The organism is Clostridium sp. SY8519 (genome assembly GCF_000270305.1).
GTDB lineage: Bacteria > Bacillota > Clostridia > Lachnospirales > Lachnospiraceae > SY8519.
In genome coordinates this window covers 2768798-2794683 of sequence record NC_015737.1, presented here as the reverse complement: position 1 = coordinate 2794683, position 25886 = coordinate 2768798, and the positions used below count along the sequence as shown (strand labels likewise).

The 25886-nt window shown below is 50.0% G+C and carries 29 protein-coding genes and 1 tRNA gene; 25 read left to right on the top strand and 5 right to left on the bottom strand.

Annotated elements, in window-relative coordinates:
* Positions 1-139: 139 nt before the first annotated feature.
* Together CXIVA_RS12960 and CXIVA_RS12955 are read right to left on the bottom strand one after the other, a co-directional pair.
* Positions 140-400 (bottom strand): hypothetical protein, encoded by a 261-nt coding sequence (locus tag CXIVA_RS12960; protein WP_013978500.1) that lies wholly within the window; start codon positions 398-400, stop codon positions 140-142.
* A 48-nt stretch (positions 401-448) separates the two neighbouring features.
* A complete protein-coding gene (locus tag CXIVA_RS12955; protein WP_013978499.1) occupies positions 449-1147 on the bottom strand; it encodes a DUF6198 family protein in 699 nt (232 codons plus the stop codon).
* Between the two features lie 275 nt (positions 1148-1422).
* Here CXIVA_RS12955 and CXIVA_RS13595 point away from each other — a divergent pair, with 275 nt between their 5' ends.
* The 7 genes from CXIVA_RS13595 to CXIVA_RS12920 all read left to right on the top strand — a co-directional run bounded on the left by CXIVA_RS13595 (position 1423) and on the right by CXIVA_RS12920 (position 7316).
* Positions 1423-2304 (top strand): LysR family transcriptional regulator, encoded by an 882-nt coding sequence (locus tag CXIVA_RS13595; RefSeq protein ID WP_013978498.1) that lies wholly within the window; start codon positions 1423-1425, stop codon positions 2302-2304.
* Positions 2305-2337: 33 nt separating this feature from the next.
* Complete coding sequence (locus CXIVA_RS12945) at positions 2338-3141, top strand: nitroreductase family protein (protein ID WP_013978497.1); 804 nt, start codon at positions 2338-2340, stop codon at positions 3139-3141.
* Between the two features lie 148 nt (positions 3142-3289).
* Positions 3290-3730, top strand: coding sequence for an Rrf2 family transcriptional regulator (locus CXIVA_RS12940; protein WP_013978496.1), 441 nt, complete (start codon positions 3290-3292; stop codon positions 3728-3730).
* A 41-nt stretch (positions 3731-3771) separates the two neighbouring features.
* Positions 3772-4893 carry a DUF2156 domain-containing protein gene (locus CXIVA_RS12935; protein ID WP_013978495.1) on the top strand — a complete coding sequence of 374 codons (1122 nt, stop codon included), beginning with the start codon at positions 3772-3774 and terminating at the stop codon, positions 4891-4893.
* Between the two features lie 5 nt (positions 4894-4898).
* The gene (locus CXIVA_RS12930) at positions 4899-5585 is read left to right on the top strand and encodes an alpha/beta fold hydrolase (protein WP_013978494.1); all 687 of its coding nucleotides are present in this window, start codon (positions 4899-4901) and stop codon (positions 5583-5585) included.
* 213 nt (positions 5586-5798) lie between these two features.
* Entirely contained in the window at positions 5799-6020 is a 222-nt protein-coding gene (locus CXIVA_RS12925; RefSeq protein WP_013978493.1) for a helix-turn-helix domain-containing protein, read from the top strand.
* Positions 6021-7316, top strand: a complete 1296-nt coding sequence (locus CXIVA_RS12920) for a HipA domain-containing protein (RefSeq protein WP_013978492.1) — start codon at positions 6021-6023, stop codon at positions 7314-7316.
* Positions 7317-7406: 90 nt separating this feature from the next.
* Here the strand turns inward: CXIVA_RS12920 and CXIVA_RS12915 are convergent, their stop codons facing one another.
* The gene (locus tag CXIVA_RS12915; protein ID WP_013978491.1) at positions 7407-7832 is read right to left on the bottom strand and encodes a DUF3021 domain-containing protein; all 426 of its coding nucleotides are present in this window, start codon (positions 7830-7832) and stop codon (positions 7407-7409) included.
* 19 nt (positions 7833-7851) lie between these two features.
* Entirely contained in the window at positions 7852-8283 is a 432-nt protein-coding gene (locus CXIVA_RS12910; protein WP_013978490.1) for a LytTR family DNA-binding domain-containing protein, read from the bottom strand.
* 413 nt (positions 8284-8696) lie between these two features.
* On the opposite strand from CXIVA_RS12910, the gene CXIVA_RS12905 reads away from it, so the two are divergent.
* The 13 genes from CXIVA_RS12905 (at position 8697) to CXIVA_RS12845 (ending at position 20591) form a co-directional block, all read left to right on the top strand.
* Positions 8697-12158, top strand: coding sequence for a Cna B-type domain-containing protein (locus tag CXIVA_RS12905; RefSeq protein ID WP_013978489.1), 3462 nt, complete (start codon positions 8697-8699; stop codon positions 12156-12158).
* 161 nt (positions 12159-12319) lie between these two features.
* Positions 12320-12748 (top strand): GNAT family N-acetyltransferase, encoded by a 429-nt coding sequence (locus tag CXIVA_RS12900; protein ID WP_013978488.1) that lies wholly within the window; start codon positions 12320-12322, stop codon positions 12746-12748.
* Positions 12745-13176, top strand: a complete 432-nt coding sequence (locus CXIVA_RS12895; protein WP_013978487.1) for an EamA family transporter — start codon at positions 12745-12747, stop codon at positions 13174-13176. Before CXIVA_RS12900 ends, CXIVA_RS12895 begins: the two co-directional genes overlap by 4 nt.
* Before the next feature lie 79 nt (positions 13177-13255).
* A complete protein-coding gene (gene yfcE, locus CXIVA_RS12890) occupies positions 13256-13798 on the top strand; it encodes a phosphodiesterase (RefSeq protein WP_013978486.1) in 543 nt (180 codons plus the stop codon).
* A gap of 236 nt (positions 13799-14034) precedes the next feature.
* On the top strand, positions 14035-14337 hold the full coding sequence (ureA, locus tag CXIVA_RS12885; RefSeq protein ID WP_013978485.1) for an urease subunit gamma: 303 nt from the start codon (positions 14035-14037) through the stop codon (positions 14335-14337).
* A 16-nt stretch (positions 14338-14353) separates the two neighbouring features.
* Positions 14354-14716, top strand: a complete 363-nt coding sequence (gene ureB, locus CXIVA_RS12880) for an urease subunit beta (RefSeq protein WP_013978484.1) — start codon at positions 14354-14356, stop codon at positions 14714-14716.
* Between the two features lie 18 nt (positions 14717-14734).
* The gene (ureC, locus tag CXIVA_RS12875; protein WP_013978483.1) at positions 14735-16456 is read left to right on the top strand and encodes an urease subunit alpha; all 1722 of its coding nucleotides are present in this window, start codon (positions 14735-14737) and stop codon (positions 16454-16456) included.
* Between the two features lie 18 nt (positions 16457-16474).
* On the top strand, positions 16475-16984 hold the full coding sequence (locus CXIVA_RS12870; protein ID WP_013978482.1) for an AmiS/UreI family transporter: 510 nt from the start codon (positions 16475-16477) through the stop codon (positions 16982-16984).
* A 25-nt stretch (positions 16985-17009) separates the two neighbouring features.
* Positions 17010-17489, top strand: a complete 480-nt coding sequence (locus CXIVA_RS12865; protein WP_013978481.1) for an urease accessory protein UreE — start codon at positions 17010-17012, stop codon at positions 17487-17489.
* Between the two features lie 11 nt (positions 17490-17500).
* Entirely contained in the window at positions 17501-18202 is a 702-nt protein-coding gene (locus CXIVA_RS12860) for an urease accessory protein UreF (protein WP_013978480.1), read from the top strand.
* Positions 18203-18218: 16 nt separating this feature from the next.
* On the top strand, positions 18219-18827 hold the full coding sequence (ureG, locus tag CXIVA_RS12855; protein ID WP_013978479.1) for an urease accessory protein UreG: 609 nt from the start codon (positions 18219-18221) through the stop codon (positions 18825-18827).
* Positions 18828-18829: 2 nt separating this feature from the next.
* Positions 18830-19645, top strand: a complete 816-nt coding sequence (locus CXIVA_RS12850) for an urease accessory protein UreD (RefSeq protein WP_013978478.1) — start codon at positions 18830-18832, stop codon at positions 19643-19645.
* A 184-nt stretch (positions 19646-19829) separates the two neighbouring features.
* Positions 19830-20591, top strand: a complete 762-nt coding sequence (locus CXIVA_RS12845; protein ID WP_013978477.1) for a sulfite exporter TauE/SafE family protein — start codon at positions 19830-19832, stop codon at positions 20589-20591.
* 330 nt (positions 20592-20921) lie between these two features.
* Here CXIVA_RS12845 and CXIVA_RS12840 read toward each other — a convergent pair.
* Positions 20922-20994: transfer RNA gene (locus tag CXIVA_RS12840), tRNA-Val, on the bottom strand.
* A gap of 401 nt (positions 20995-21395) precedes the next feature.
* Here CXIVA_RS12840 and CXIVA_RS12835 point away from each other — a divergent pair.
* The 5 genes from CXIVA_RS12835 (at position 21396) to CXIVA_RS12815 (ending at position 25775) form a co-directional block, all read left to right on the top strand.
* On the top strand, positions 21396-22118 hold the full coding sequence (locus CXIVA_RS12835; protein WP_148267827.1) for a CpsB/CapC family capsule biosynthesis tyrosine phosphatase: 723 nt from the start codon (positions 21396-21398) through the stop codon (positions 22116-22118).
* 24 nt (positions 22119-22142) lie between these two features.
* Positions 22143-23201, top strand: a complete 1059-nt coding sequence (locus CXIVA_RS12830) for an LCP family protein (RefSeq protein WP_013978475.1) — start codon at positions 22143-22145, stop codon at positions 23199-23201.
* Positions 23202-23215: 14 nt separating this feature from the next.
* Positions 23216-24013, top strand: a complete 798-nt coding sequence (locus CXIVA_RS12825) for a Wzz/FepE/Etk N-terminal domain-containing protein (RefSeq protein ID WP_013978474.1) — start codon at positions 23216-23218, stop codon at positions 24011-24013.
* Positions 24013-24816 carry a CpsD/CapB family tyrosine-protein kinase gene (locus CXIVA_RS12820; RefSeq protein ID WP_013978473.1) on the top strand — a complete coding sequence of 268 codons (804 nt, stop codon included), beginning with the start codon at positions 24013-24015 and terminating at the stop codon, positions 24814-24816. The genes CXIVA_RS12825 and CXIVA_RS12820 overlap by 1 nt, the downstream gene beginning before the upstream one ends.
* A 95-nt stretch (positions 24817-24911) precedes the next feature.
* Positions 24912-25775, top strand: a complete 864-nt coding sequence (locus CXIVA_RS12815; RefSeq protein WP_013978472.1) for an NAD-dependent DNA ligase — start codon at positions 24912-24914, stop codon at positions 25773-25775.
* The last annotated feature ends 111 nt before the right edge of the window (positions 25776-25886 follow it).

Below are 25886 nucleotides of genomic sequence, written 5' to 3'. Positions count from 1 at the left end.
AAACAAATCAGGTTTTGGGATCTTTGGATCTTTTTTTCCGGGCAGCCCCGCAGAAATTTCTTTATGCGTGCGTATCCATTCGTAGGTATCCGTATGTATCCATCCGTGGAACAAAGTTCTGCTGCTTTCTTTCCGGCCTTTATTTTCCTTCATGCGCAAGCTTGCCGGAAGTATGTGCCAGATCTTCCGAGCGGGCCTGCATCAGAAAACCAAGGCCTGCGCGCAGAGCAAGCGCTGCAAATCCATAGCAGCAGATAAGACCGATGATAACGGCCGGGTCCAGATCCAGGATGTGGAACGTCCAGACCAGCAGAGATGGTACCAGGGCAATGAAAATTGCAGCGGCGATGATTACGACGGATTGATAGATCAGCAGGTTGTGTTCTTTTTTCTTTTTCATAATATTTGAGACTCCTTCGGATAGTAGTTGGGTGGTGTGCATGGCTGCTTAGTGTTCAAAGGCGTGTCCGTCAATTGCGGCAGCCGTCTGGCGGTCAGAAGAATAGAACCATTTTTCCGCAGCCGGACCGACCAGCTTACAGAAAAGCCGGGCAATGAAGCCGACGATTAAGGCAGAGATCACCGTGCCTTCCCGCACGCCGTTGACCTGATGGAACAGTGCCAGTGATAAAAGAAGCGCGCCCGCCATCATACTCACGTCCACAATGATTTTTACGCTGCTGGACTCTTTTCCGGTAATCAGATGCAGTGCAGTGGCAGTGCCTTCACCGGGCAGCATGATGACATTGGCGGTAAATTCCATGGATACTCCAAAGGCCAGAATGATACAGCCGATCAGAAGGCTGATGATTTTTACCGGATATGCCTGTGGATTCAGCCAGAAAAGCAGATATTTCATGGAAAAATCAATGAAATAGCCAAACAGGATCGATACTGGAATCTGGAGCAGCTGGATCAGCTGAAAATTTTTCCTGAGCAGCACGATCTGCAGGGCAACCAGAAACAGACTGAAAATGATGGTAAATTGTCCAAGGGTCAGCGAAAACTTTAGGCTGAGTACATAAGGGATACTTGAGATCGGAGATGTGCCCAGACTTGCATCGGTAATAAACGCAACACCGAGAGAATTCACAAAAAGCCCGATGATAAAATAAATATATTTTTTTATGAGGGGTAAATGCGTCATAAAAATGAAATCCTCCTTTAAAATGAATCTGTGATGATTTGGTACCGCTATCAACAGATAAACTTATTATAGTGTGGAAAAGTTGCGAGTTCAAACAGGGATTTTTTTGCGTTCAATAAGAAAAAATTATGAAAAAATAACGATGCGTGTGTTATAATAAATCCGGCCATTTGGAGCAGCCGCCAGGCACAGGCCGCCGGGAGCGGTCATCAGGAACGGATGTCAGAAGTGGCAGCAGGGGCGGCCATCAGGAACAGACAGTGGGAGAACATACCATGACAATACGACAGCTGGAATATTTCCTTACAGCGGCACATACCTTAAGCTTTACAAAAACTGCCCGTCAGTTCTTTATTTCACAGTCGGCAGTGACACAGCAGATCCGTGCGCTGGAAAATGAATTTGACACAGATCTGTTTCTGCGCAGCAACAACCGGATCCGTCTGACGCCGGCAGGAGAGACGCTGGTTCCGGAAGCAAAACTGATTGTAGCGAAAAGCAGGGAGGCAGTCAGCAAAGTGCACGCGGCACGGGACGGGATGAACGGAAAGCTGCGGATCGGATATCTGCAGAGTATGGAGTTGTCGCATTTTCCGAGGACTGTCCAGGAATTCCGGGAGGATTATCCGGGAATCCGTATGGAACTGAACCGGGACAATGCCATCCAGCTGCATGATGACTATCTGAACGGCCGGTATGATATGATTTTTAATGTGAAAAACCGGCTGCTGCGTTACCCCGGAAGCAGGCAGGAGACGATTGGAGAATATCCGTTTTTTGTGGCTGTTCCGCAGGGACATTACTTTGCGCGGCTGCGCCGTGTGACCCAACAGGATCTGCAGGATGAGAAGCTGATTCTTCATGATTTTCATCTGACGGTACCGGAGAGTATGGAAGTGACGCCCCGTCCGTATCTGAGTGAAGAGAATCTGAAGCGTGTGGTTGCCACGCTGGATGACATTGAGACAATATTGATATTTGTTGCGGCTGGGGTCGGCATTGCAGTCGTTCCGGAATTTGATATCTATAAACCGCAGATCAATATCAGCCTCTCCTATGTGCCTTTTGATACAGGGGCATACAGAGAAAAACTGGAGATTGTTTACCCGGAACGGGATGCAAATCCCCTTCTGAAGTTCTTCCTGGAAAAAATATAGAAGAAGCGCATTCGTGCTTGGAAAGGAAAACAGATGATAGAAATCAACAATGAGAAATGTATTGGCTGCGGCCAGTGTGTCAGAGACTGCTTCCCGGTGGATATTGATCTGATTGATGGAAAGGCAGTCCCGAGGAATGAGAAGTGTTTTGACTGCGGGCACTGTGTGGCGGTCTGTCCGACGGATGCCGTGACGCTGCTGAATTATGATTCGGCGGAAGTGCTGGATCTTAAGCAGATTCATACGGCGATTGATCCGGAGACGTATCTGAATCATCTGAAGGCGCGGCGCAGCATCCGCCGTTTTACCGATCAGCCGGTAACGAAGGAACAGGTGGAACAGATTCTGGAAGCCGGACGGTTTTCTCCTACCGGCGGAAACCGCCAGCGTATGGCCTATACCGTTATTCAGGACAGCATACCGGAGATGCGCGGACTGCTGATTGATCAGCTGGGACGGAAAGGCGAGGAAATGCTGGCAGCAGGACACCGGGCTTCTTTCTATACGGATCTGTGGCTGGATATGCATAAGGATTATCACAGCAGCGGAAAGGATCGTATCTTTTTCGGAGCCGGTACCGTGATTGTAATCTCATCGGACGATACGCTGGATGCAGGGATTGCCGCGGCACATATGGAAACCATGATCTACTCCATGGGGCTGGGCATGCTGTACAGCGGATTTTCCAGATTTGCCATTGAAAGCTCGGAAGAACTGCGAGCCAGACTGAAGATCCGCGAGAAGTACCATGTGGAAGCGGTGCTGGTTATCGGGTATCCGGCAGTGCATTACCAGCGGACGGTGCCGCGCAAGCCGGCAGATGTAGTTTGGGAATAGCAGCGGCAGAGAAAACAGGGGAATTCCGTACATGTGGGAATCCCCTGTTTTTTTACCGGTGCAGCCTGTCTTGCAATTTACCGAAACTGGGGGTATAATTGTTAAATGTAAAGTAAATATTGACAACAAAAAAGGAGATATGCCATATATGCAGGTTTCAACAAAATTCACCATTGCGATCCATATCCTGGCCGCGGCGGAATACTTCGGAAAAGACCACAAAGTCACCAGTGATCTTCTCGCTTCCAGTATCGGCAGCAATCCGGTGATTATCCGGAATATTATGGGATCGCTGCGTGACGCGGGACTCATTGAGGTCAAGCGGGGGCCGGGCGGCATTACCATTGCGCGGCCGCTGGATGAAATGACATTTTATGATGTGTATGAAGCCGTAGAGACCAATAAGGAAGAACTGTTTAATTTTCATGACGGCATCAATATTAATTGCCCGGTGGGAAGAAACATTCATGCTGCTTTGGACAGCAAGCTTGCGGAAGCACAGAAAAAGTTCGAAGAAGATCTGAAACAGTTCTATGTGGGCGATGTAGTGCGGGATCTTCATCAAGCGATCGAAAAAGAAACGGCCTGATGCGGAGAAAACCGGACGGCTGACAGAAAGAAGGCAATCGCATGAAACAGAACAAGGAAGATATGGAAAGCGTCCGTGCGCAGCAGTGGAACCGGGCACGGGACTATCTGCGAAAATTCGGGGAGAATTCGCTGGCCTACCTTTCTCTGGAACCGGACAAACAGTGGTTTTTCCCGGAAGGATTTGAAGGAGTGGCCAGTTACGCGGTTTCCGGTCATACCATGGTAATCTGCGGCGACCCGGTCTGCGCGGATGAGCATTTTGGAGCGTTTCTGGCGCAGCTTCGGCAGTTTGCGGCAAAGCGCCGATACCGGATCGTGTTTCTCATGACCATGGAAAAACACCTGGAAGAATACCGGGATGCGGGATTCGGCTGTCACAAGAGCGGGGAGGAAGCCGTATTTGATGTGCAGACCTGGTCCATGGCCGGCGGAAAATGCGCAAAAGTGCGTTCTTCCTGGCATACGGCAGTGCACAAAGGCCTGACAGTCAGAGAATACCGACCTTGGGAGGAACGAAATCCGGAGATCGAGAAACAGTTTTTCGAGATTACGGATCAGTGGCTGAAGGAGAAGCATACTGCCCGTCTTCAGTTTGCCGTAGGCAGCCTGATGCTGGACCGGCAGTGTGACAAACGCTATTTTTATGCGGTGGACAGCGCAGGCGTCATTCAGGGAATCAATGTGCTCAATCCATACCGTTCCGGAAAAGCATGGATCATTGACATTATGCGGCGCAGAGAAGGCTGTCCCCACGGTGTGATGGAGCTTCTGTTCCATGACATCATGGCGCAGCTGAAACAGGAAGGCGCGGAACAGGCAAGCCTCGGCGCGGCTCCGTTCTACCATACGACGGATCATCCCCGCGCGGACTTTTCCGAACGGGCGGAACAGTATGTTTATACCCATATGAACTACATGTACGGATTTGAGTCCCTGCAGCAGGCGAAGGACAAATACAATCCGGAGTGGAAGAGCATCTACATTGTCTGCCGGCCGAAGCACCTGTCCCTGTGGATGGATGAGGCGGCATTTGCTGTACTGGATTCTCATGGGTTTCGAGACTACGTGCAGGCTTTTCTGGAAATGCGGCGTGCAGAGAAAGTTGAGAAAGCAGAAAAACGCAGAGAAAAACAAAGGGAACACAGAACAGAGAAAGGATGAGCCGTTTGAAACAGATCCGTCTCAATGGACTGACATTTTTCTATCGGGTAATCGGACAGGGCAGACCCATGCTTCTGGTGCATGGCAATGGAGAGGATCACCGGGTATTTGACCGAACGGTACATCTGCTGAAGGAACATTTTACCTGCTATCTGATTGATTCCCGGGGACATGGCAGGAGCAGCAGCGTAGAGGAGTACCATTATCGGGAAATGGCGGAAGACATGGTTCTGTTTCTGCAGGAAAAGGGCCTGGATGATGTGACCTATGTGGGATTCTCTGACGGAGGGATTATCGGACTCCTTGCGGCTGCGATGACAAAACGGATCACCACATTGGTTGCCTGCGGCGCGAACCGCCGGCCGGAGGGACTCAGGCAGTTTTTTCAGCTGCCGCTGCGTGTTTACAATTTCTTCCGGCGGGATCCGCTGCGGCAGCTGCTGCTGCGGGAACCGGACATTACAGATCAGGAACTGCGGAGTATCCAGGCAGATACACTGATTATCGCGGGAAGGCATGACCTGATCAAACAGGAAGAAACCGATGAAATAGCGGCAATGATTCCCCATGCCGAGAAAATGATTCTTCCCGGAGAATCCCACAGAAGCTATGTGGTACACAGTGAGAAACTGGGAAAAATCATTTTAAAATACATGAAGCGTAAGAAAGATCATAGGGAATCCAAGGACTGAAACAGAAGATGGAAACTCTTGACTTCTTCGTACGGCTAAGATACGATGGAATCAGACAAAATTTAGCCGTACGGCTAAAAACGGATGGCAAACAGCAAATATGAGCCGTACGGCTAAAAAGCAGCAGAGGTCAATCAAAATGAGTCGTACGGCTAAAAAACAACAGAATCTAACTAAAATAAGCCGCACGGCTAAGCGTGCACGGGGGTGTCGATGAAAATCACTGATGCAAAAACATTTGGCGAAGCAATCCGCACGCGTCGAAAACAGCTTGGATACACCCAGGCATATATTTCAGAGTTTACAGGGCTGAGCGTCAGCTTTCTTTCGGATCTGGAAAATGGGAAGAAGACAATTGAGCTGGAAAAAGCAATTATGGTAACCATGCTTTTGGGGATGGACCTTCGGATGGAAGTAAGAGGGGAAGCGGAGTAGATGCGGTTAAAGGTGTATGTGGAAATTAACGGCAGGCAGCAGCTCGCTGGCGCCATCACCGGGACATCAAGTGCGGATGCGGTTTTTTGCTATGATTCTGCATATCTGGAAAAGGGCGGTCAGGCAATTTCTCAGAACCTGCGCGTATCATCGAAAAAGGCAGAGCCATTTAGCGTACAGCAGACAAGGTGTTTTTTTGAGGGGTTGCTGCCGGAAGGATTTTCCAGAAAAAGCGTGGCGGGATGGATGCATGCGGATGAACAGGACTATCTGACGATACTGGCAGGCCTTGGAAAAGAATGCCTGGGGGCGCTTCGAATCGAAGACGAGGATCATGAGAACTCTGAGATTGCCGACAGTTCATATCGAAAACTTTCAATCGATGAAGTGAAAGCACTTGCTGCAGAAGGCGCAACGAAATCAACACAGCTTCTGATTGCGTCTCATCTGTCTCTGACTGGTGCGTCAGGCAAGGCAGGGCTTTATTTGGATGAGAGAAACGGAACCTGGTATCAGCCATATGGAATGGCACCCAGTACGCATATTGTGAAACAGAGTCATATCCGCCTGTCAAACATTGTTGAAAATGAAAGACTTGCGCTTGAGACGGCAGCGCGAATGGGAATACGCACAGCAGATAGTTTTATCGTGAACACCGGTGATTATGGAGAAGCGGATATTCTTCTTGCAACCAAACGCTATGATCGGAAACTGGGGCAGTCAGTGCATAAAATCGGAGATCTGCCGTGTCCGCTGCGTCTTCACCAGGAAGACTTTGCGCAGGCACTCGGAGTCAGTTCGGAAGAAAAATATGAAAAAGCCGGAGGAAAATACCTGCAGAAAATGTTTCGCTTAGTGCGAAATGTGTCACCAAATCCGCTGCAGGATCAGCTGGCACTGCTTGATATTTTGATTTTTGATGTACTGATTGGAAATACAGATAATCACGTAAAAAATGTTTCGCTTTTATACAGTCCGGATCTTCGTACAGCGGAACTGGCACCGGCATATGATATATTAAGTACTGTAATATATCCGCAAAGCACGATGGAAATGTCTGTATATATTGCCGGTGAGAAGGATTGGAAGAAGATAGACAGGGAGACATTTGTGCGTGCGGCACATGAAATAGGGATGAGCCCCTCAATCATCAGGCGGGAATATGATCGTCTCCGGGAAACCTTTTTGCAAGCACTGGAATCAGCGGTCCAAACGCTTGAAAAAGAAGGGTTTCAGTCCGTAAAAGACATACAGAAAAAATTACTGAATATTCTTGCGGCATACGGGAAGATCTGAACACTCGGAGAAAGAGGAAAGTATTTCTCGGTTGTCTAGCCATTTTCTGGCGGAGGCTGTTTTTTCCTCCGCCAGAAGTTTATACTCTTGCTATAATTTCCCGGACCGAAGCTTCCGGCTGATCGACCGGGCTTCTTTTTTGTAATGGGCTGTAAAGCAGATCCATAAGACAAAGGATACACCGATTTCCCCGACTATGGTAAGAATTACGGGACCAATGCCTGCAGCTGTGGGAAACCATCCAACGGAAAAACCGGTAATGAGCATGACAGCGCAGCCGATTCCCATGTGAAAGATCACCTGAAGGGGGTAAGGGATCCGTTCGTTTTCATAGATGCAGGAAGGCAGCCCGAAACCGGCGCCCACAATCAGCGCGCCGAGAAACATTTTTGTGTACTGGTGGTGAAGCAGAATGTATCCGCCGTAAATCTGATCAAAGACCACGCCCACCAGAGAGAAGATCATTAATGCAATCGCAATTCCCATAAAGCAGGATTTCGCTGCTTTTTTCATCATATCTGACACCTCCATTCATTTACAACCCGATACTTTTTTTGAATTCCGGAAGATAATGCCGGGATACATATTCTTTCCCGCCGTCTTTCAGGTGGAGAATCATCATTCCTCCAAAATCAGATTCCATACTTTCACATGCGGAAATCCGCACAAGGACGGATTTTGAAATCTGTACGAAGGCATTGCCAAGCATATCTTTGATTTCGTACAGTCGTTTGCCGGTAAGAAATTTTCCCGACGCAGTATGCAGATAGGTATGTTCCTTCTGAACCGTGACTTTGACAATCTGTTCCGCGGTGATGACATAACGTTTTTCCTCTGCCATGCCGATCAGGGTACCGGCGTTTTCTCTCATATAGTTCAGAATCCGCTGTACTTCATCGGTGATCTGCTCCGTATAGATCACGGCATATGGTTCCGGACACTGCTGGATTTTGATTTCAGCTTTCATAGGCAGGAATCCTCCCTTCTTTTTGAGTTAAGTATACTGATTTTTTGCCGTTCTGTCCCGCAGTTTGCGCTGAGTGGAGAAAAATTGGCGGTAACATGCGAAATGTCTCTGATGATTTGCTTTCATGATCCGAGGCGTATGTGTCTGCGACGGGAATAGCATAGAAAGTTTTTTGCAGATCACAGACTGAACCCACAGGTTTTCAGGAATCAACGTCGTGTATACATAATAACGGACAAAAGGATATGTTTTTGCTCCATTTTAATGCTAACATAAACAAAAGGCTATAACTGTTTCTTTAGAGTGAAATATTTATATTGAATTTATTATTTGTACTTTAATATTATATATATAAAGAAATGTGTTATTTTTTGGCTTGGAGATAAAATAAACAGGAAACAGGAGGAACATGTATGAAAATGAAAAAGGCAAAGAGATTTCTGGGGATTCTGCTTGCCGTCATCATGCTGGTCAGCATGGGAGCGCCAAGTGTGTTTGCGGAAAGCGCGCAGAATTCCGCGGAGCAGACGGCATCTGCAGATGCGGGCGCTGCGTCGGAAGAAAAAGCAGCCGTAGAGCAGAAGGGTACAGAGGCGAAGACCAAAAAGGAAGACGCCAAAGCATCGGCTGAGCAGGTGCAGAAGAAAAAAGAGGATGCTTCTTCCGCAGAAGAAAAGAAAACAGTCAGAGATGAGAAAAAAGAAACTGTGAAAGAAGCAGATGAAAAGGACACGACGGCAGAGGGCAATAAATCAGAGAATAAAGAGTCAGAGGATAAAAAGTCAGAAGCCGCCTCGGACAATAAAAAATCCGCTTCCGAAAACGCGGATTCCTCGGAGCAGGATGCCGTGAAAAAGACGGATGCACAGCAGACGGATACCGAAAAAACAGAAGAGAAAACTGCTGTTACTTACAATCAGGAGCCGATTACCGGAACAAAAACCAATAATGGCGTAACCGTCTATGCAAAGGCTCCGAAAGGCAGTTTTTCCGAAGGAACGGATGTGACGATCACGCTGACGGCATCGTCACAAAGAAACGTGACATTCGACATTACATTCAGAAATAAAGAGGGCAAAGAGGTGCAGCCCAAGGAAGGCCATCCGGTTTCCGTTGATTTTTCAATCGCGGCGGATTCCGGACTGATCCAGCACGGAGACCGCCAGACCCGTCTGACAGCCTATCATATCAGTGATGACGGGACATCAGAGGTGATCGGAAATACAATCACTGCAGGACAGTCGGTAAAAATCAAAACCAAGGCGGCGCATTTTTCAGAATTTTCGGTGCAGAGCGCGTCAGACAGCCGTTTGCTCCGGGCACCTGCGCCGAAAGAAGCGAAAGCCGTCCAGGCGGCAGTCACCGATCTGAAGATTCAGAATGTGAGCGGTCAGGAAACGAACAAGGTTTATCAGACCGATACGTTTTATCTTGCCATGGACTGGGATGCAAGCGCAAACGGGGCGAATCTGCACGCAGGGGACTATTTTGACCTGACGCTGCCGAATGAGATGGTATTTCCGTCAGACAGTACCGCAGCAGACTTTGATATTTACGGCCCGGATGGCACCACTGTAATCGGAAAAGCCCATGTGACGCCGGGGGCAGACAACAAGGGCGGAACCGTACGCGTGACCTTTACCGACTGGGTGGAAGGAAAAGAAGGCGTAAAAGGTTCGATTCGCCTTGCGGCCCGGTTTGACAAGGAACAGATTAAAACCGGAGAAGATAATACCTTTCAGGTAAGTGTCAACGGACAGGTAACGTCCGTAACCGTCTCCATTACGGGACCGACGGAGCTTCAGCCGGAAATTCTTGGAAAATGGGGACAGTCAGCTCCGGACAAAAGTCAGGCAGAATGGTATATCCGGATCAACCATCAGAAGGCTACCCTGAGTAATGCGGTAATTACCGATCACCTGTCAGAAGGAACCGGTGCAGAGACGTATATCGCCGACAGCTTTGTGCTGAATCGTGTGGAGATGGACAGTTATGGAGCGGTTTCTGCTACCTATGGCGCTGTAGACCTGAGCGGAAAGCTTCAGATCGCGGCAGATGGCAGATCCTTTACATTAAATCTGGGTGATGTACACGGAGAACAGTATCGGCTGCGTTATCGGACGACCTATACCGCAGGCACCGTATTGCGTAACAATATGTCCCTGACTTCCACAGAGCAGAGCAAGACAGTCAGTGCTACTCATCAGACTGCGGAATCCGGCGGTTCCGGTACAGGTTCGCTGGCAAATAAAATCAAACTGATCAAAGTGGACGCAGAGGATTCCAGCCTGGTACTGGCCAATGCAGTTTTTACAGTCACCCGTCCGGACGGCAGTACCTTTGAGCTTACAACCGGCGCCGACGGTACCGTCACTTCGGGAGCCCTCACTTCAGGTACTTATAAAGTAAAGGAAAAAGAGGCGCCTGCAGGGTATGAACTGAATCAGCAGGAGTATACACTTGCAGTGAACGCAAGCGGCGGAGCGATTCAGACGGTAACGGACAAAAAGCTGAAAATCGATATTTCAATTACAAAAAAATGGGACGACAGCCAGAATCAGGATGGCATCCGTCCGAGCGAGGAAGCATTTGCTTCGAAGGTAAAATTGATGAACGGCACCGGGGAAGTGAGCGGATATACACCGGCTGTCACAGACAACGGAGATGATACCTATACCATTTCCTACCGTGATCTTCCGGAATATGTGAACGGCACAAAGGCAGATTATAAAATCGCGGAAGAATCCATCGACGGCTATACGGCAGACCAAACAAGCGCTGCCAATGGTGAGACGATCACAAATACGCACACGCCGGAGACGACGGACATCAGCATTACCAAGACGTGGGCGGATGCGGGCAACCAGGATGGCATCCGTCCGACGGCAGAAGAATATGCCGCGAAAGTACACCTGATGAAGGGTGACACAGAAGTGAAAAATGTGACGCCGGTGGTTGTGGATCATGGAGATGATACCTATACCGTAACATTCCGGAATCTGACGAAGAATCAGAACGGAACTGCGATTGCGTACACCGTGAAAGAGGATTCCGTGGCAGGGTATGAGGCAGACCATGCATCGGTGCCCGGTGATGGAACGATCACCAATACGCACACACCGGAGACGACGGAAATCAGCGGGACAAAGACATGGAAGGATAACGACAATCAGGACGGCACAAGACCGGAAAGCATTACCATCCGTCTGCTGGCCAACGGAAAAGAAGTGCAGAGCAGACAGGTAACGGCATCCGATGACTGGGCATGGTCCTTCCGTCAGCTGCCGAAATATGAAAACGGAACTGCAATTGTATATTCTGTGACAGAAGATGCAGTGGCGGACTACAGCACCGCGTATGACGGGTATGATGTGACCAATACCCATACGCCGGGCAAGACGAGTGTCAGTGTATCGAAATCCTGGAATGACAAAAATGATGTGGATAAGATCCGTCCGGAGCAGGTAACGATTCATCTGCTGGCAGATGGAAAAGACACCGGAAAGACACTTGTGCTGAACAGCGACAACAAGTGGACCGGCAGTTTTACGGATCTGGATATTCATGCAAACGGTAAGAAAATAGAGTATACGGTGACAGAAGATGCAGTGGACGGTTATCACGCATCCATTACCGGCAGCAGTGCCAAAGGATATACGGTAACAAATACGCATAAGATCACCAGAAAACCGGACAAGCCAAAGGTAAAACCCACGACACCGAAGCATCCGAAAAAAACCACCACAACAGAGTCCTCCGGCAGTACACCGAAGACCGGAGATACAAACAGAGGCATCTTTTTCGGAATCCTGCTGGCGGCGGCGCTGGCCGGGCTGGGCGTGCTGATTCTTGCAGCGAGAAAAAGAAACAGCTGATATTGACAATGAAATCTTTCCCATATATAATTCTGTAAAAAGAATTTGCTTTCATTTATCACCGGATAAATGATTCAAAGCATCCGGGATTCAATCGCAGGTACGGCATGGATATGCTATAAGATTGGATCCTGGGTGCTTTTTTGCGGGAAGGAGTTTATATGAGGGTGATCGTTTATGAACAGCTGCCGGAGGACGCACGGGCAGTCCGGAAACAGGTATTTATGGAGGAACAGGGATTTCGGGAGGAATTTGATGAAACGGATGGTTTTGCAAAAGGCATTCTTCTTTATGACGGGGAAAAACCCGTCGGAACCTGCCGCTTTTTCTATTCGACGGACCGAAACGCATATGTGATCGGACGCGTGGCCGTGCTTAAGGACTACCGGGGACAGCATCTGGGGGCTTTGCTTTTAGAAGCCGCGGAACGTGAAATCTGCAGGGAGAAAGAAGAACGGATCGAACTGCATGCCCAGGTGCGGGCGGAGGAGTTTTATCGCGCACAGGGCTATGAGAGTACCGGAGAAATCGGTGAAGAAGAAGGCTGTCCGCATGTGTGGATGGCGAAAAAGGGGGTTATGGGAGAATGATGGCATATGTATGGCCGCTTGCCCTGGTGGTAGTGTCAAATGTTATTTATCAGATCTGCGCGAAATCCGTGCCCCAGAAGGTGAATCCCTTTGCCTCGCTGACGGTGACCTATCTGGTGGCGGCGGCCGTGTCCTTTGTGCTGTTTCGGGTATTTGAGAAGGAGGGCGGCACGCTGATCAAAGAGTACAGCAAGTTAAACTGGTCTTCCTTTGTACTGGGACTCGTGATTATCGGGCTGGAAACCGGATGGATCTTTGCCTATAAGGCGGGCTGGCAGGTGAGCAAGGCCTTTATTGTGCAGAGTTCCTTTCTTGCAGCGGCGCTTCTGGTGGTAGGGGCAGTGCTGTACCATGAAGGAATTACCTGGAATAAAGCGGTGGGAATCGCCATCTGCCTGATCGGACTGGTTTTCATCAACGCAAAATAAGACCTGTGTCCCAAACGGAAAACAGACCTTGCGCCCAGGGCGTTCCGCGGGTATGATGAGAGAAAAGAGAGGGTTTGTCATGAAATGGATGATTGCGTCGGATCTGCACGGATCCGCATATTACTGCCGCCGGATGCTGGAGGCCTATGACAGAGAAGAAGCGGACCGCCTGCTTTTGCTGGGGGATCTTCTGTATCACGGACCGCGGAATGATCTGCCCCGGGAGTATGCCCCGAAGCAGGTCATTGAATTGCTGAATGCCAGAAAAGCAGATATTTACTGTGTCCGCGGAAACTGTGAAGCAGAAGTGGATCAAATGGTGCTGGAGTTTCCGGTGCTGGCGGATTATCTTCTGCTTGCGGCAGGCAAACAGATGATTTTTGCCACTCACGGGCACCAGTATAACAAAGAGCATCTGCCGCCGCTGCATCCGGGAGATATCCTTCTGCATGGCCATACCCATGTTCCGGCCTGGGAACAGGCAGGAGACATTTTGTACCTGAATCCCGGTTCGGTTTCCATTCCCAAAAACGGCAGCAGCCATTCCTATATGATTTTCCGGGACGGGGAGTTTTCCTGGAAGCAGATAGATGGTGTGGAGTACAGAAAATTACATATTTAACAAAAAAATGAATCAACGGAAAGATTATTGCTTTAAAAGAAGAAAACGGATTGACGGGATCTGTTTTCAAGAATATAATCTTGTCCATAGGCAAGGAGGTCTGCATTGTGCAGGTCTCCTTTTGCGCATTTTTAGAGGTAAGCGGCGGGTGACAGAAGCTGGTGGAAACGAAAGACAGCTCTTGAAAACGCACAGTGTAACTGCAAACGATCATAAGGCAGAGAGGAGACAAAATTATGCGTCTGACCCCAAAAGAACAGGAAAAGCTGATGCTTCATGCAGCGGGAGAACTGGCAAAACAGAGGAAGGAACGGGGACTCAAATTAAATTATGTGGAGTCCATCGCGCTGATCAGTTCCGAACTTCTGGAATATGCCAGAGACGGAAAGACAGTAGTGGAACTGATGGAACTGGGAAGAAAAATTCTTACGGCAGAGGACGTGATGGATGGTGTGCCTGACATGGTACATGAAGTCCAGGTGGAGGCTACATTCCCCGATGGAACCAAACTGGTTACCGTACACAATCCGATTCAGTAAAGGGAGGACACCGCATATGAAGATTGGAGCAATCATTCCAAAAGACAGAGAAATTACACTGAATGAAGGCAAGAAGACAGTTACCCTGCTGGTAAAACACACCGGGGACAGACCGGTGCAGGTGGGGTCCCATTTTCATTTCTTTGAAGTCAACAAACAGCTTCAGTTTGACCGGGCAGCGGCCTATGGCTACCACCTGGATATTCCGTCCGGCACCGCAGTGCGTTTTGAACCGGGAGAGGAAAAAGAAGTGCAGCTTACGGAGATGGGCGGCGCTAAGCGGATTTACGGGCTCAATGACCTGACCTGCGCCCAGGCGACAGAGACAACCAAGGCACAGGCAGTGGAAACAGCAAAGCTGAAAGGATTTATCAGATAGGCAGTCAGGAGGCGGACCATGAGTAACAAAATTTCAGGCGAAAAGTATGCGATGATGTACGGCCCGACGGTGGGGGACAAAGTACGTCTGGCAGATACTGATATCATTATTGAAGTAGAAAAGGACTATACCACCTACGGTGATGAGGTGAAATTCGGCGGCGGCAAAACCATCCGTGACGGAATGGGTCAGTCTGTGAAAACCTGCAGCAAGGACGGGGATCTGGATCTGGTGATTACCAATGCCCTGATCCTGGATTATACCGGTATCATCAAAGCGGATATCGGAATCAAAGACGGGAAAATCGCGGGCATCGGCAAAGCGGGCAACCCGAGTATCATGGACGGGGTAACGCCCGGCATGACCATCGGCGCATCCACAGAAGCCCTGGCCGGGGAAGGCCTGATCGTCACGGCAGGAGGAATCGATAGCCATATCCATTTCATTGCGCCCCAGCAGATTGCCTGCTCCCTGTATTCCGGAATCACCACGATGATCGGCGGCGGCACCGGACCGGCAGACGGAACCAACGCGACTACCTGCACACCGGGGCCCTGGAATATTCGGATGATGTTAAAGGCAGCAGATGAATATCCGATGAATCTCGGCTTCCTTGGCAAGGGAAACTGCTCAGATGAGAAGCCTATCATTGAACAGATTGAAGCCGGCGCCATGGGGATGAAGATCCATGAGGATTTCGGCGCGACTCCGGCAGCCATCAACCACTGCCTGAATGTGGCGGATGAATACGATTTTCAGGTGGCGATCCATACGGATACCTTAAACGAGGCAGGCTGTGTCGAGGATACCCTGGATGCCATCGGCGGAAGAACCATCCATACGTTCCATACCGAGGGCGCAGGCGGCGGACACGCGCCGGACATCATCCGCGCGGCCGGATATCCGAATGTACTGCCGTCTTCGACCAATCCGACGATGCCCTTTACAGTCAACACGCTGGATGAGCATCTGGACATGCTGATGGTATGCCATCACCTGGACAAAAATATTCCGGAGGATGTGGCCTTTGCGGACTCCAGAATCCGTCCGGAGACCATCGCGGCAGAAGATGTGCTCCATGACATGGGTGTGTTCTCTATGATGAGTTCAGACTCCCAGGCAATGGGCCGCCCGGGTGAGGTGATTACCAGAACCTGGCAGACTGCCCACAAGATGAAACAGGAGCGGGGACCGCTTCCGGAAGACGCGGGTCATGACAATGACAATTTCCGCGCAAAACGCTATGTGGCGAAATATACCATCAATCCGGCGATCACCAACGGCATTGCGGATTATGTCGGCTCGGTGGAAGTGGGCAAATTTGCCGATCTGGTGCTGTGGAATCCGGCATTTTTCGCGGCCAAGCCGGATATGATCATCAAAGGCGGCATGATTATCGCCTCCAAGATGGGAGACGCCAACGCGTCAATTCCCACGACGCAGCCGGTCTTATATCAGCCCATGTTTGCCGCTCACGGAAAGGCAAAAGGCGAGAGCTGCATTACGTTTGTATCAAAGGCAGCCTATGACAATGGCGTAAAGGAAACATACGGTCTGGAAAAGACGGTGCTTCCGGTGCGCGGATGCAGAAACATCGGCAAGGCAGATATGAAATACAATGACGGGACTCCTGAGATCCAGGTGGATCCTGAGACCTATGTGGTAACGGCAGACGGGGTCAGACTGGAGTCGGAACCGGCGAAAACGCTGCCGCTGACACAGCTCTATTCACTGTTCTAAGCGGAAGGGAGAAAGAAAATGTTAGGTGTTTGTTTATTGTTTGTGGGTATCGTGCTGATCAACAACGGAGTCTGCACACTCTGCAAGGTTCCGCCGAAGGCAGCGGCCTGCATGAATATCCTGACCGGCGGGCTGTCCCTGTTCATCAACTTTGTCAACCTGGTCCATGGCAACTATTACGCGGCGGGAACGGGACTCCTGTTCGGCTTTACTTACCTGTTTGTGGCAATGGTGGATATCTTTGACCTGGATATCCGTCCCTTTGCCTGGTTTTCCTCCTTTGTGGCAGTGAATGCCATTGTGTTCGGCTGTGTGGAGGGCGTGTTTGGAAGCACGGCCCTCGGCATTGCGCCGGACTGGCGATGGGCTGCCATCTGGTGGGCATGGGCGGTGCTCTGGGGTTCCTCCTTCTTTACGGACATCCTGGGCATGAAAAAGATCGCAAAGGCAGTGCCGGTGATTCAGGTGGTGGAAGGCGTGGTTACCGCCTGGATTCCCGGTGTTATGCTGATGCTGCAGGTATGGTAAACAGCAAGGGAAAGGAAGCAGAAGCATGCTGTGTGAAAAAGTATTAGGCAACCTGTCGGAAGAACCCTTCAAAGGTGCCGAAGTGGACTATGTGGAGATCGAATGGCACGAGGCCTTTTCCAAACTTCACAGAAAAACGTCCCGGGCAGGAAGAGATGTGGGGATCCGGCTGGACAATGACATTCTGAAGAAAGGGCTGCAGCAGGACGATGTTCTGTATTTTGACGGAACCACGGCCATTGCCGTGGATATTCCGCCCTGCGACGCCATTCGCGCGGTGGTAAGAAAAGATCATCCCCGCCAGATCGCAAAACTGTGCTATGAGGTGGGCAATACCCATACCACGATGTTTCGCGGAGAAGATGATTTTACCTTTTACGCGCCCTATCATGAGGCGCTGATGCAGAAAATCAGTCAGATTCACGGAGTGACAGCGGAAAAAGTCCGGGTGAAATTCGATTTTTCCAAATCCCTGTCTTCTTCGATCAACAATCATCATCATTAAGGAAATAGGAAATGCTGGATCAAAAGAAAACAAAAGATTTCCTTCTGCTTCAGGTGAATGACGCCCTGTTTCCCATCGGTGCCTATTCCCATTCCTACGGGCTGGAGACCTATATCCAGAAGAATCTGGTGACCAATAAAGAAGAGGCATGGGCATTTATCTACCGCCGGATGCGGATGGGATTCGCTTATAACGAATTCCTGTCCGCCCGGCTTGCGTATGAAGCGGCCGTGAAGCAGGAAGTGGAGCGGCTGCTGGAACTGGAGGAGATCCTGGAGGCCAGCCGTGTGCCCATGGAGACCCGGGAGGCCGGCAGAAAGCTGGGTTCCCGGTTTGTCAAAACCATATCCGTCATGGATATTCCCTATGAAAACGACTGTTTTACGGAATACTGCCGGCGGCGCAAGGGCAGGACGACCACCCATTCGGTGGTGTACGGGGCTTTCTGCGGATCGGTGGGAATCCCGTACGACAAGGTAATGGAGACTTACCTCTATGCCCAGACCTCTTCCATGATCACCAACTGTGTCAAAACAATCCCCCTCAGCCAGACAGACGGACAGAAACTGCTGTTTCAGAGCAATGCCATGTATCAGGAAATACTGGAACTGCTTCCGGAACTGACCGAAGACGACTTATGCCTGTCCAATCCGGGCTTCGATATCCGCTGTATGCAGCATGAGGGATTATATTCCAGAATCTATATGTCATAAGCAGAGGAGAATACACATGTCATATGTAAAAATCGGTGTGGCCGGTCCTGTGGGTTCGGGGAAAACAGCCCTGATCGAAGCCCTGACCAGAGAGATGGCAAAGGATTACAGTATCGGAGTCATAACCAATGATATTTATACCAAGGAAGACGCGGAGTTCCTGAGTAAAAACAGTGTCCTTCCGATGGAACGGATCATCGGTGTGGAGACCGGGGGCTGCCCCCATACGGCCATCCGCGAAGATGCCTCCATGAATCTGGAGGCCGTGGATGAAATGATGGAGCGTTTTCCGGATATTGAACTGCTTTTTATCGAAAGCGGCGGAGACAACCTTTCCGCAACCTTCAGTCCGGAACTGGTGGAGGCGACCATCTTTGTCATTGATGTGGCGGAAGGCGACAAAATTCCACGGAAAGGCGGTCCGGGCATTACCCGTTCCGACCTGCTGGTGATCAACAAGATTGACCTGGCTCCTTATGTAGGCGCGGACTTGGGCGTGATGGAGCGGGATTCCAGAAAGATGCGGGGCGACCGTCCGTTCCTTTTTACTAATATCCGTGACAGAGAAGGTGTGGATCAGGTCATTCGGTGGATCAAGGAAAACGTTCTGTTAGAGGGGTGCTGATTGTGGAAAATAAGTTCGGCAAAGTATCCAGACTGTGTCTCACCGCCTCGAAAAAAGGCGGAAAGACGATTCTGTCTGAGCTGTCCTTCACCGCACCGTTTAAGGTGATGCACCCCTTTTATGACAGAGAAAACAAAATGTCCGTGATGCTTCTGACCGCGTCGGCAGGGATTATGGCAGGAGACCGCCAGGAATTTGAAATCCGCCTGGAAGAAGGGGCGGACATGGCGTTTGTCTCCCAGGCCTATGACAAAATCCATCGGATGGAACAGGGGTATGCCAGCCGCAGCGCCAGTCTGTATGTGGGGAAAAACGCCCGGCTGGAATATACGCCGCTTCCCACCATTCCTTTTGCGGGCTCGGACTACCGGAGCGAACTGAATGTGCATCTGGAGGATGCAACCTCGCAGTTTGTATTCACAGAGGTTCTGACCTGCGGCCGGATCGCCCATGGAGAAAAATTCGGATACCGGAAATACCGGAACGACATCCGGATCCGGCAGGGAGAAAAACTGCTGTACCGGGATCATACCTGTTATGAGCCGGGGCAGATGGATATGGAAGGGTTCGGCATGTATGAAGGCTATACCCATCTGGGCACCCTTCTGTTTATAAATATCCCGAAAGAAGAGCAGTGGATCGAGGCTGCCAGACAGCGGATCGATGACACGCCGGATATGGAAGGCGGCGTGACAAGAACCGCCGGCGGACATCCGGTGGTTCGGATTCTCGGAAGGAATGCGGACCGTTTAGTGAAGCTTTTGAACATGCTGAAGGATGAGACAGAACAGATCCATGAGACAGAACAGATGCCATGAGGCAGAGCAGAGCATCCCGGCAGGATACCAGTGGTATGACGCCGGGGTGTTTTTTCTGTCATACGGATTTGATCAAGAAAGGGATGTACCATATGGCATGATATGCACACGGAAGTGTATACAACTGCGGCAATTTGTGATACGATGAGGCCTGCTGACAAAATCTTTGATACAGGGGACACGTATGAATATCACTGCAGTACAATATCTGATTATTTGCCCGCTGGTTTTCCTGGCGGGCTTAATTGATGCCATCGCAGGCGGCGGCGGACTGGTTTCGCTCCCTGCTTATATGATCGCCGGGCTGCCGGTGCATAATGCCATTGCCACCAACAAGATGAGTTCCTCCATGGGCACTTCCATTGCCACATGGAAATATGCCCGCGCCGGCTATGTCCGCTGGAAAGTGGCCATCAGCGCTGTCGTGATGGCAATGGTCGGTTCCAATATCGGGGCGCATCTGGCTCTGTTGCTTTCGGACAGAATCTTCCGGATCGTCATGCTGGTGATCCTGCCCCTGACCGCCCTGTATATTATGCGGGGCAGGGCATTTCGGACAGACCAGGAGGAACTGCCGGAAGGAAAGATGATCTTGGTGAGCATCCTTATTGCGCTGGTGATCGGCGTGTACGACGGGTTTTACGGCCCCGGCACGGGAACCTTCCTGATCCTGCTTCTCACAGCATTCGCAAAGCTTCGCCTGGATGAGGCAAACGGGGTAACCAAGGTGATCAACCTGAGCACCAATATCAGCGCGCTGGTGGTCTTTCTGCTCAATGGCGTGGTGCTCCTACCGCTGGGCATTGCGGCAGGGGGATTTAATATTCTCGGAAATTATATTGGTTCCACGATGTTTGAGCGGGGCGGGGTCAAATTTGTGAAACCGGCGATGCTGCTGGTCTTATGCGTGTTTTTTATCAAGACTTTGGTGGAAATGAAAAACTGAGGAATATCGTCTGAAATTGTGATTCTATCTGTAAAATAATAAAGAAACTCCGGTCTGCGCGGATGAAATGCATACCATGGAGAAATTGCTGGATCTGCGGGGAAAATCCTGGCAGGTATCTTGTGGGAAACAAGGAAAATATGATCCATCAGGTAAAGAGGAAGCTAGGATATTTAAAGAAGCCGGCTGATTATTCCGAAGCAAATAAAAAGAGCGGGAAAGAGTCCCGAACTGATAAAACACCCTGTGCGGGAGAGCGGCAGATGCCTGTCCCGCACAGGGTTAATTTTTTCGTCAGCTTCATCATCTGCTGACCAGAGTTTTTTGAAATGGTCTGTGCGGGGCTCGAACCCACGACATCCTGGTTGTGACCCAGGTGCTCTCCCAGCTGAGCTAACAGACCTTTTCTCCTATTGTAATACAATTGGGAAAAAATGCAAGGGAAAACCGCCATCCTATCGCAGAAGAATGTACTGTCGTATGGCAGAAAGACAGGTGCGGGACAGGAAATACGCATTTTTCCTGAAACTATGTATTTTTTCGGCTGATACGTGAAGAATTTTCATTTATAATAATTCCTGTTGAAAAATAGGAATTTAACTGCTATAATATTAGTTGTTTATTCCTGCCGGCAGCTTTTTCATGCGAAAGAGAGCCTGCCGTCCGGACCAGGGCACACTACAGCATCACGAAAGAGACACATCCAATCGTACCATGAAAACAGTCACAGGTGTTCCGCAGAATCTTTGACCGGAACAGACAGGAAAAGACACTTGTGGACATATGCGAGTTGAGGTGGGGAAGATGATCGACTTTCATTCACATATTCTGCCGGGGATAGACGACGGCAGCAAAGACCTGGATGAATCGCTTCAGTTACTGCTTCAGGAACATCATGCAGGTGTTGATACAGTCGTATTCACACCTCATTTTTATGCAGACAGCGATCGCCTGGAACCCTATTGCAGGCGGCGGGAGGAGAGTTTTCAGCAGCTGAAACAGGCAGCCGGGAGTCATGAGGAACTGAAATCCATGGAGTTTCGGTTGGGCGCGGAGGCGGCGTACTTTCCCGGGATGGGGGAAGCAGAAGGACTGCAGGAACTCTGCATCAGCGGAACCGACATTCTTCTGGTGGAACTTCCCTTTCAGCAGTGGGACCCGCAGGTTGTGCGGGACATCCGGTTTCTGATCAAAAAGCAGAAGCGAAGCGTTATGCTTGCCCATGTGGAGCGATACGTTTCCTTTCAGAAGGACAGAAGTTACTGGGAGGAGCTGTTTCAGCTGCCGGTGATCGCCCAGATGAATGCCGGCTGTTTTCTCCATGGGCGGATGCAGACAAGAAAAAACCTGAAGCTCATGGCTGCCTGCAGACAGGTGGTCTTGGGGACAGATACACACAATACAAGCACCCGCGTACCAAATCTTGCGGAAGGACGCAGAGTCATTGCCGGAAAATTTGGCGAAGAGTTTCTCCGCCGGATGGATGCCTGCGGCGCACAGCTGCTTCAGGGCCGCTGCGGCACATAAATTACAGACAGAAGGAACAGGAGAATGGCTTCCAAGAGCAAAAAACACAGAAAACAGATCCTTTTCGCAGTGATCGCTGCGGCAGTGATCGCTGCCGGATTCGGGGTCTTTCATCATATTTCACAGAAGCACGCGCAGCAGACGGCAGCGCAGTATCAGTCGGAAGAGAAAAAAACAACGCCGACTTCGGAAAAGACAGTGCTGAAGCTGAACGGGCAGAAATACACGGTGGATCACCCGGTGAAGACCTACCTTTTCATGGGGACGGACAACAGCGGTGCCGAGAATGAACTCGGTGAGAAATACGAGGGATCCATGGCGGATTTCCTGCTGTTAGTGACAGTGGACGAACAGAAGAAAACCTGCGGTTACATCCAGCTCAACCGGGATACCATCTGCAAGATTCATCTGCTCGATCAGAACGGAGAGGGCGAAGCCACCGCAGACATTCAGCTGTGTATCGCTCACTGGTACGGCGGCTCCAAAGAAATGAGCGCCCAGAACACGGAACGGGCGGTTTCCGATCTCCTTGGCGGAATCGACATTGACGGATACTACACCCTGCCTATGTCTGAGATCTCGAAGCTGAACGATCTGGTGGGCGGTGTTTCCGTGAAGATCGAGGATGACTTTTCAAAAGTCCTCCCGGCGCTGAAACAGGGAGAAACTGTGAAGTTAACCGGTGATCAGGCAGAGACATTCGTAAGGGCCCGGACAGAAATCGGCGACGGCAGCAACACGGCCCGGATGCGCCGGCAGAAGGAATACCTGTCCAATCTGATGGACATTATCAAAAAGAAATCTTCCGACGACAGCCAGTTTGCCGTTCAGTTATTTACAAAACTCCAGGATGTGTCCACCACGGATATGACCACCGACGATATCTACGCGCTGAGCCAGGCGGTCAGCGGTGCCAGATCCAAAGGGATCCTTCAGTTAAAGGGGAAGAATAAAGAAGGGGATACGCTGAATGATGGAGAGATGCATGCGGAATTCTATGCATCGAAATCTTCTATTGCCGATACGGTAAAGGCATTGTATCCGCTGACAGCGGTCCAAAAGGAAAAAGAAAAGACAGAATAGGAACACGGGGAACCATGAATCAGGAAAACAATACATTTGACAAACAGAAAGAACGCAGACTGCACAGCAGTGAACAGACGGAAATTGATCTGGGGGAGTTGTTTTTCTGCTTTCTGACCAGATGGAAAGTGCTGGTGCTGGCATTTGTCATCGGGGCAGTGGCAGCAGGCGGCATTTCCTACGGTCTGATCACACCGAAGTACGCAGCGACTTCTTCTTTATATATGGTGTCCGCGGACCGCAACAAGGTGGTGGATCTGACCAGCCTGACCGCCGGTTCTTCCATGGCGACAGATTATGAGCAGCTGATCCGTGTCCGGACCATCGCGGATGATACCATCAAAGACCTGCACTTAAAATACGACTACAAACAGCTGCAGGGAATGATCGACATCACCAACGTATCGGATACGCGTGTCTTAAAGATCACTGTCAGAAGCGAAAATCCGGAAGAAGCAAAAGAGATCGCCAATACACTGGCGTACAAAGCAGTGAATTACCTGCCGAAACTGACCAAAACTCTGAAACCAACCATCGTGGATGAAGCGGTGACCCCGGATACCCAGGATTCACCGAACAACACGAAAAACGCGGCGATTGGCGCGCTCATCGGACTGGTTGTCGTGCTTGCGGTTATCACGGTCCGTTTCCTGATGGATGATACCTTCAAAACCTATGAAGATATCGAAAAAGAATTTGGCGTCCTGCCGCTGGCGGTAGTTCCGGAAGGCGATTTTGACAAAAGCAGGGGAGCACATAAAAAGAAGAAAACCGGCAGAGACCGACAGAACAGACGACAGGGAGTGAAGTGATGGAATACAGAAATCAGGAAGGATTCGAACGGAAGTCCGGATCCGGTGAAAACATCATACCAAAGCATTCCCTGGAAATCGAGGGAATACAGGAATTAAGCTATGCCTTGGAAGAAGCCATCAACCGGCTGCGCATCAACGTCAGCTTTATGGGAAAGAAAGTCCGCAAGATTATGGTCACGAGCACCTTCCCCAACGAAGGCAAAAGCTTCATTGCGCAGCAGCTGTGGCGGAGAATGGCAGAAGCAGGGATCGATTCCGTGCTGGTGGATGCCGATCTGAGAAATTCCACCCTGGCAGACCGGTGCCGGATGGAAACAGACAGCGGACAGCCGATGGGGCTGTCCCATTACCTGGCCAATGACTGCGAACTGGAAGATGTGCTCTACGCCACAAAGACAGAAGGCGCCCACATCATCCCCAATCTGAACAATGTGGTCAATCCCTCCATTCTCTTTGAGGGAGACCGCATGAAATCACTGCTGGATGAACTGACAAAGACGCATCGATATGTCTTTGTAGACACTCCGCCCCTGGAGCTGGCCTCCGACGGGCAGCTGCTGGGAACACTCTGTGACGGTGTCATCCTGGTGGTAAGAGCGGACAGCACATCCAAACGTCTGGTTCAGAAATCCATCCATCAGATCGAACGGAGCGGCTGTCAGCTGCTTGGAATCGTTCTGAATCGAGCCGGCTCCAAGAAAAATTCCCGGTATTACTACGGAAAAGAAAAATACGGATACGGTTACTACAGGAAATCAGACTATTATGGAAAGCATGCAGCAGAAAATGCCAAATCATAAGCCAGAGACACGAAGCTTCCGCTTCGAAAGCAGCAATATATTTCAATTCACCTTACAGCTTTCGCTGTAAAGATTGGAAGAGGGAGGAGATTCCAATGAAGAAAATTCTGAAAAAAGCATCTGTAGTTGCGCTGTCAACAGCAGTAGCGGCATCTGCCGTGACACCGGCCCTGGCAGCAAAAAGCCCGGTCAAAGGTCTGAGACCCGTCAAGCGGACAGTTACCATGAAAGCTTCCAAGGGTGTGAAGATCACATATAAGACCACCACAAAGGGTACAGCATCCATTTCGAAAGTTTCCACGAAGAATAAAACCGTTACCATCAAGACCACGGTGAAAATCAACGGCGTGACTTACAAGGTGAAAACCGTAAGCAAGAGCGCGTTCGCCAAGGCAAAAGGCGTAAAGACCATCATCGTTTCCGGTACCGACATCAAATTCGCGAAGGGAGCCTTCAAAGGCCTGAAGACACAGAAAATCAAGCTGGTGATTTCTAAGAAAGTATCGAAAAAACAGCTGAAGGCATACACCTCCGCAGCCAGAAAAGCAGGCTTCAAAGGAAAAGTATCGGTGGCAAAACCGAAACCGGTGAAACGCACAGTTACCGTGAATGCGGCCAAGGGTGTGAAGATCACATATAAGACCACCACAAAGGGTACTGCGTCCATCGCAAAAGTTCCGACAAAGAACAAAACCGTTACCATCAGTTCCAAGGTAAAAATCAAAGGTGTTACTTACAAAGTCAGCACGGTAAACAAGAACGTATTTACCAGCGCCAGACGATTAAAGACCATCAAGGTAAACAGTACAGGCATCAAATTCGCGAAAGGAGCTTTCTCGGGTCTGAATACAAAATCCATGAAGCTCGTCATCACGAAGAAAGTTTCCAGAAAACAGCTGAAAGCTTACAAAGCATCCGTTAAGAAAGCAGGTTTTAAAGGAAAAGTAGTTGTGGGATAATCCTGCGTAAGACAGTATTATTTCAATTGTGACATCATGCAGATACTCCACCCGCGGTACATAGGATATGGAAACAGGGTGGAGTATTTTTCGGCCGAGAATAAACGATAA

Excerpts from the sequence above, each read along its gene's own strand:
- ureB (WP_013978484.1), top strand. The coding sequence starts at position 14,354 with ATGAAGATTGGAGCAATCATTCCAAAAGACAGAGAAATTACACTGAAT.
- CXIVA_RS12905 (WP_013978489.1), top strand. The coding sequence starts at position 8,697 with ATGAAAATGAAAAAGGCAAAGAGATTTCTGGGGATTCTGCTTGCCGTC.
- CXIVA_RS13595 (WP_013978498.1), top strand. The coding sequence starts at position 1,423 with ATGACAATACGACAGCTGGAATATTTCCTTACAGCGGCACATACCTTA.
- ureC (WP_013978483.1), top strand. The coding sequence starts at position 14,735 with ATGAGTAACAAAATTTCAGGCGAAAAGTATGCGATGATGTACGGCCCG.
- yfcE (WP_013978486.1), top strand. The coding sequence starts at position 13,256 with ATGAAATGGATGATTGCGTCGGATCTGCACGGATCCGCATATTACTGC.
- CXIVA_RS12825 (WP_013978474.1), top strand. The coding sequence starts at position 23,216 with ATGAATCAGGAAAACAATACATTTGACAAACAGAAAGAACGCAGACTG.
- CXIVA_RS12835 (WP_148267827.1), top strand. The coding sequence starts at position 21,396 with ATGATCGACTTTCATTCACATATTCTGCCGGGGATAGACGACGGCAGC.
- CXIVA_RS12900 (WP_013978488.1), top strand. The coding sequence starts at position 12,320 with ATGAGGGTGATCGTTTATGAACAGCTGCCGGAGGACGCACGGGCAGTC.
- CXIVA_RS12860 (WP_013978480.1), top strand. The coding sequence starts at position 17,501 with ATGCTGGATCAAAAGAAAACAAAAGATTTCCTTCTGCTTCAGGTGAAT.
- CXIVA_RS12920 (WP_013978492.1), top strand. The coding sequence starts at position 6,021 with ATGCGGTTAAAGGTGTATGTGGAAATTAACGGCAGGCAGCAGCTCGCT.
- CXIVA_RS12830 (WP_013978475.1), top strand. The coding sequence starts at position 22,143 with ATGGCTTCCAAGAGCAAAAAACACAGAAAACAGATCCTTTTCGCAGTG.
- ureG (WP_013978479.1), top strand. The coding sequence starts at position 18,219 with ATGTCATATGTAAAAATCGGTGTGGCCGGTCCTGTGGGTTCGGGGAAA.
- CXIVA_RS12910 (WP_013978490.1), bottom strand. The coding sequence starts at position 8,283 with ATGAAAGCTGAAATCAAAATCCAGCAGTGTCCGGAACCATATGCCGTG.
- CXIVA_RS12945 (WP_013978497.1), top strand. The coding sequence starts at position 2,338 with ATGATAGAAATCAACAATGAGAAATGTATTGGCTGCGGCCAGTGTGTC.
- CXIVA_RS12935 (WP_013978495.1), top strand. The coding sequence starts at position 3,772 with ATGAAACAGAACAAGGAAGATATGGAAAGCGTCCGTGCGCAGCAGTGG.
- CXIVA_RS12895 (WP_013978487.1), top strand. The coding sequence starts at position 12,745 with ATGATGGCATATGTATGGCCGCTTGCCCTGGTGGTAGTGTCAAATGTT.
- CXIVA_RS12870 (WP_013978482.1), top strand. The coding sequence starts at position 16,475 with ATGTTAGGTGTTTGTTTATTGTTTGTGGGTATCGTGCTGATCAACAAC.
- CXIVA_RS12925 (WP_013978493.1), top strand. The coding sequence starts at position 5,799 with ATGAAAATCACTGATGCAAAAACATTTGGCGAAGCAATCCGCACGCGT.
- CXIVA_RS12820 (WP_013978473.1), top strand. The coding sequence starts at position 24,013 with ATGGAATACAGAAATCAGGAAGGATTCGAACGGAAGTCCGGATCCGGT.
- ureA (WP_013978485.1), top strand. The coding sequence starts at position 14,035 with ATGCGTCTGACCCCAAAAGAACAGGAAAAGCTGATGCTTCATGCAGCG.
- CXIVA_RS12815 (WP_013978472.1), top strand. The coding sequence starts at position 24,912 with ATGAAGAAAATTCTGAAAAAAGCATCTGTAGTTGCGCTGTCAACAGCA.
- CXIVA_RS12865 (WP_013978481.1), top strand. The coding sequence starts at position 17,010 with ATGCTGTGTGAAAAAGTATTAGGCAACCTGTCGGAAGAACCCTTCAAA.
- CXIVA_RS12940 (WP_013978496.1), top strand. The coding sequence starts at position 3,290 with ATGCAGGTTTCAACAAAATTCACCATTGCGATCCATATCCTGGCCGCG.
- CXIVA_RS12960 (WP_013978500.1), bottom strand. The coding sequence starts at position 400 with ATGAAAAAGAAAAAAGAACACAACCTGCTGATCTATCAATCCGTCGTA.
- CXIVA_RS12845 (WP_013978477.1), top strand. The coding sequence starts at position 19,830 with ATGAATATCACTGCAGTACAATATCTGATTATTTGCCCGCTGGTTTTC.
- CXIVA_RS12915 (WP_013978491.1), bottom strand. The coding sequence starts at position 7,832 with ATGATGAAAAAAGCAGCGAAATCCTGCTTTATGGGAATTGCGATTGCA.
- CXIVA_RS12955 (WP_013978499.1), bottom strand. The coding sequence starts at position 1,147 with ATGACGCATTTACCCCTCATAAAAAAATATATTTATTTTATCATCGGG.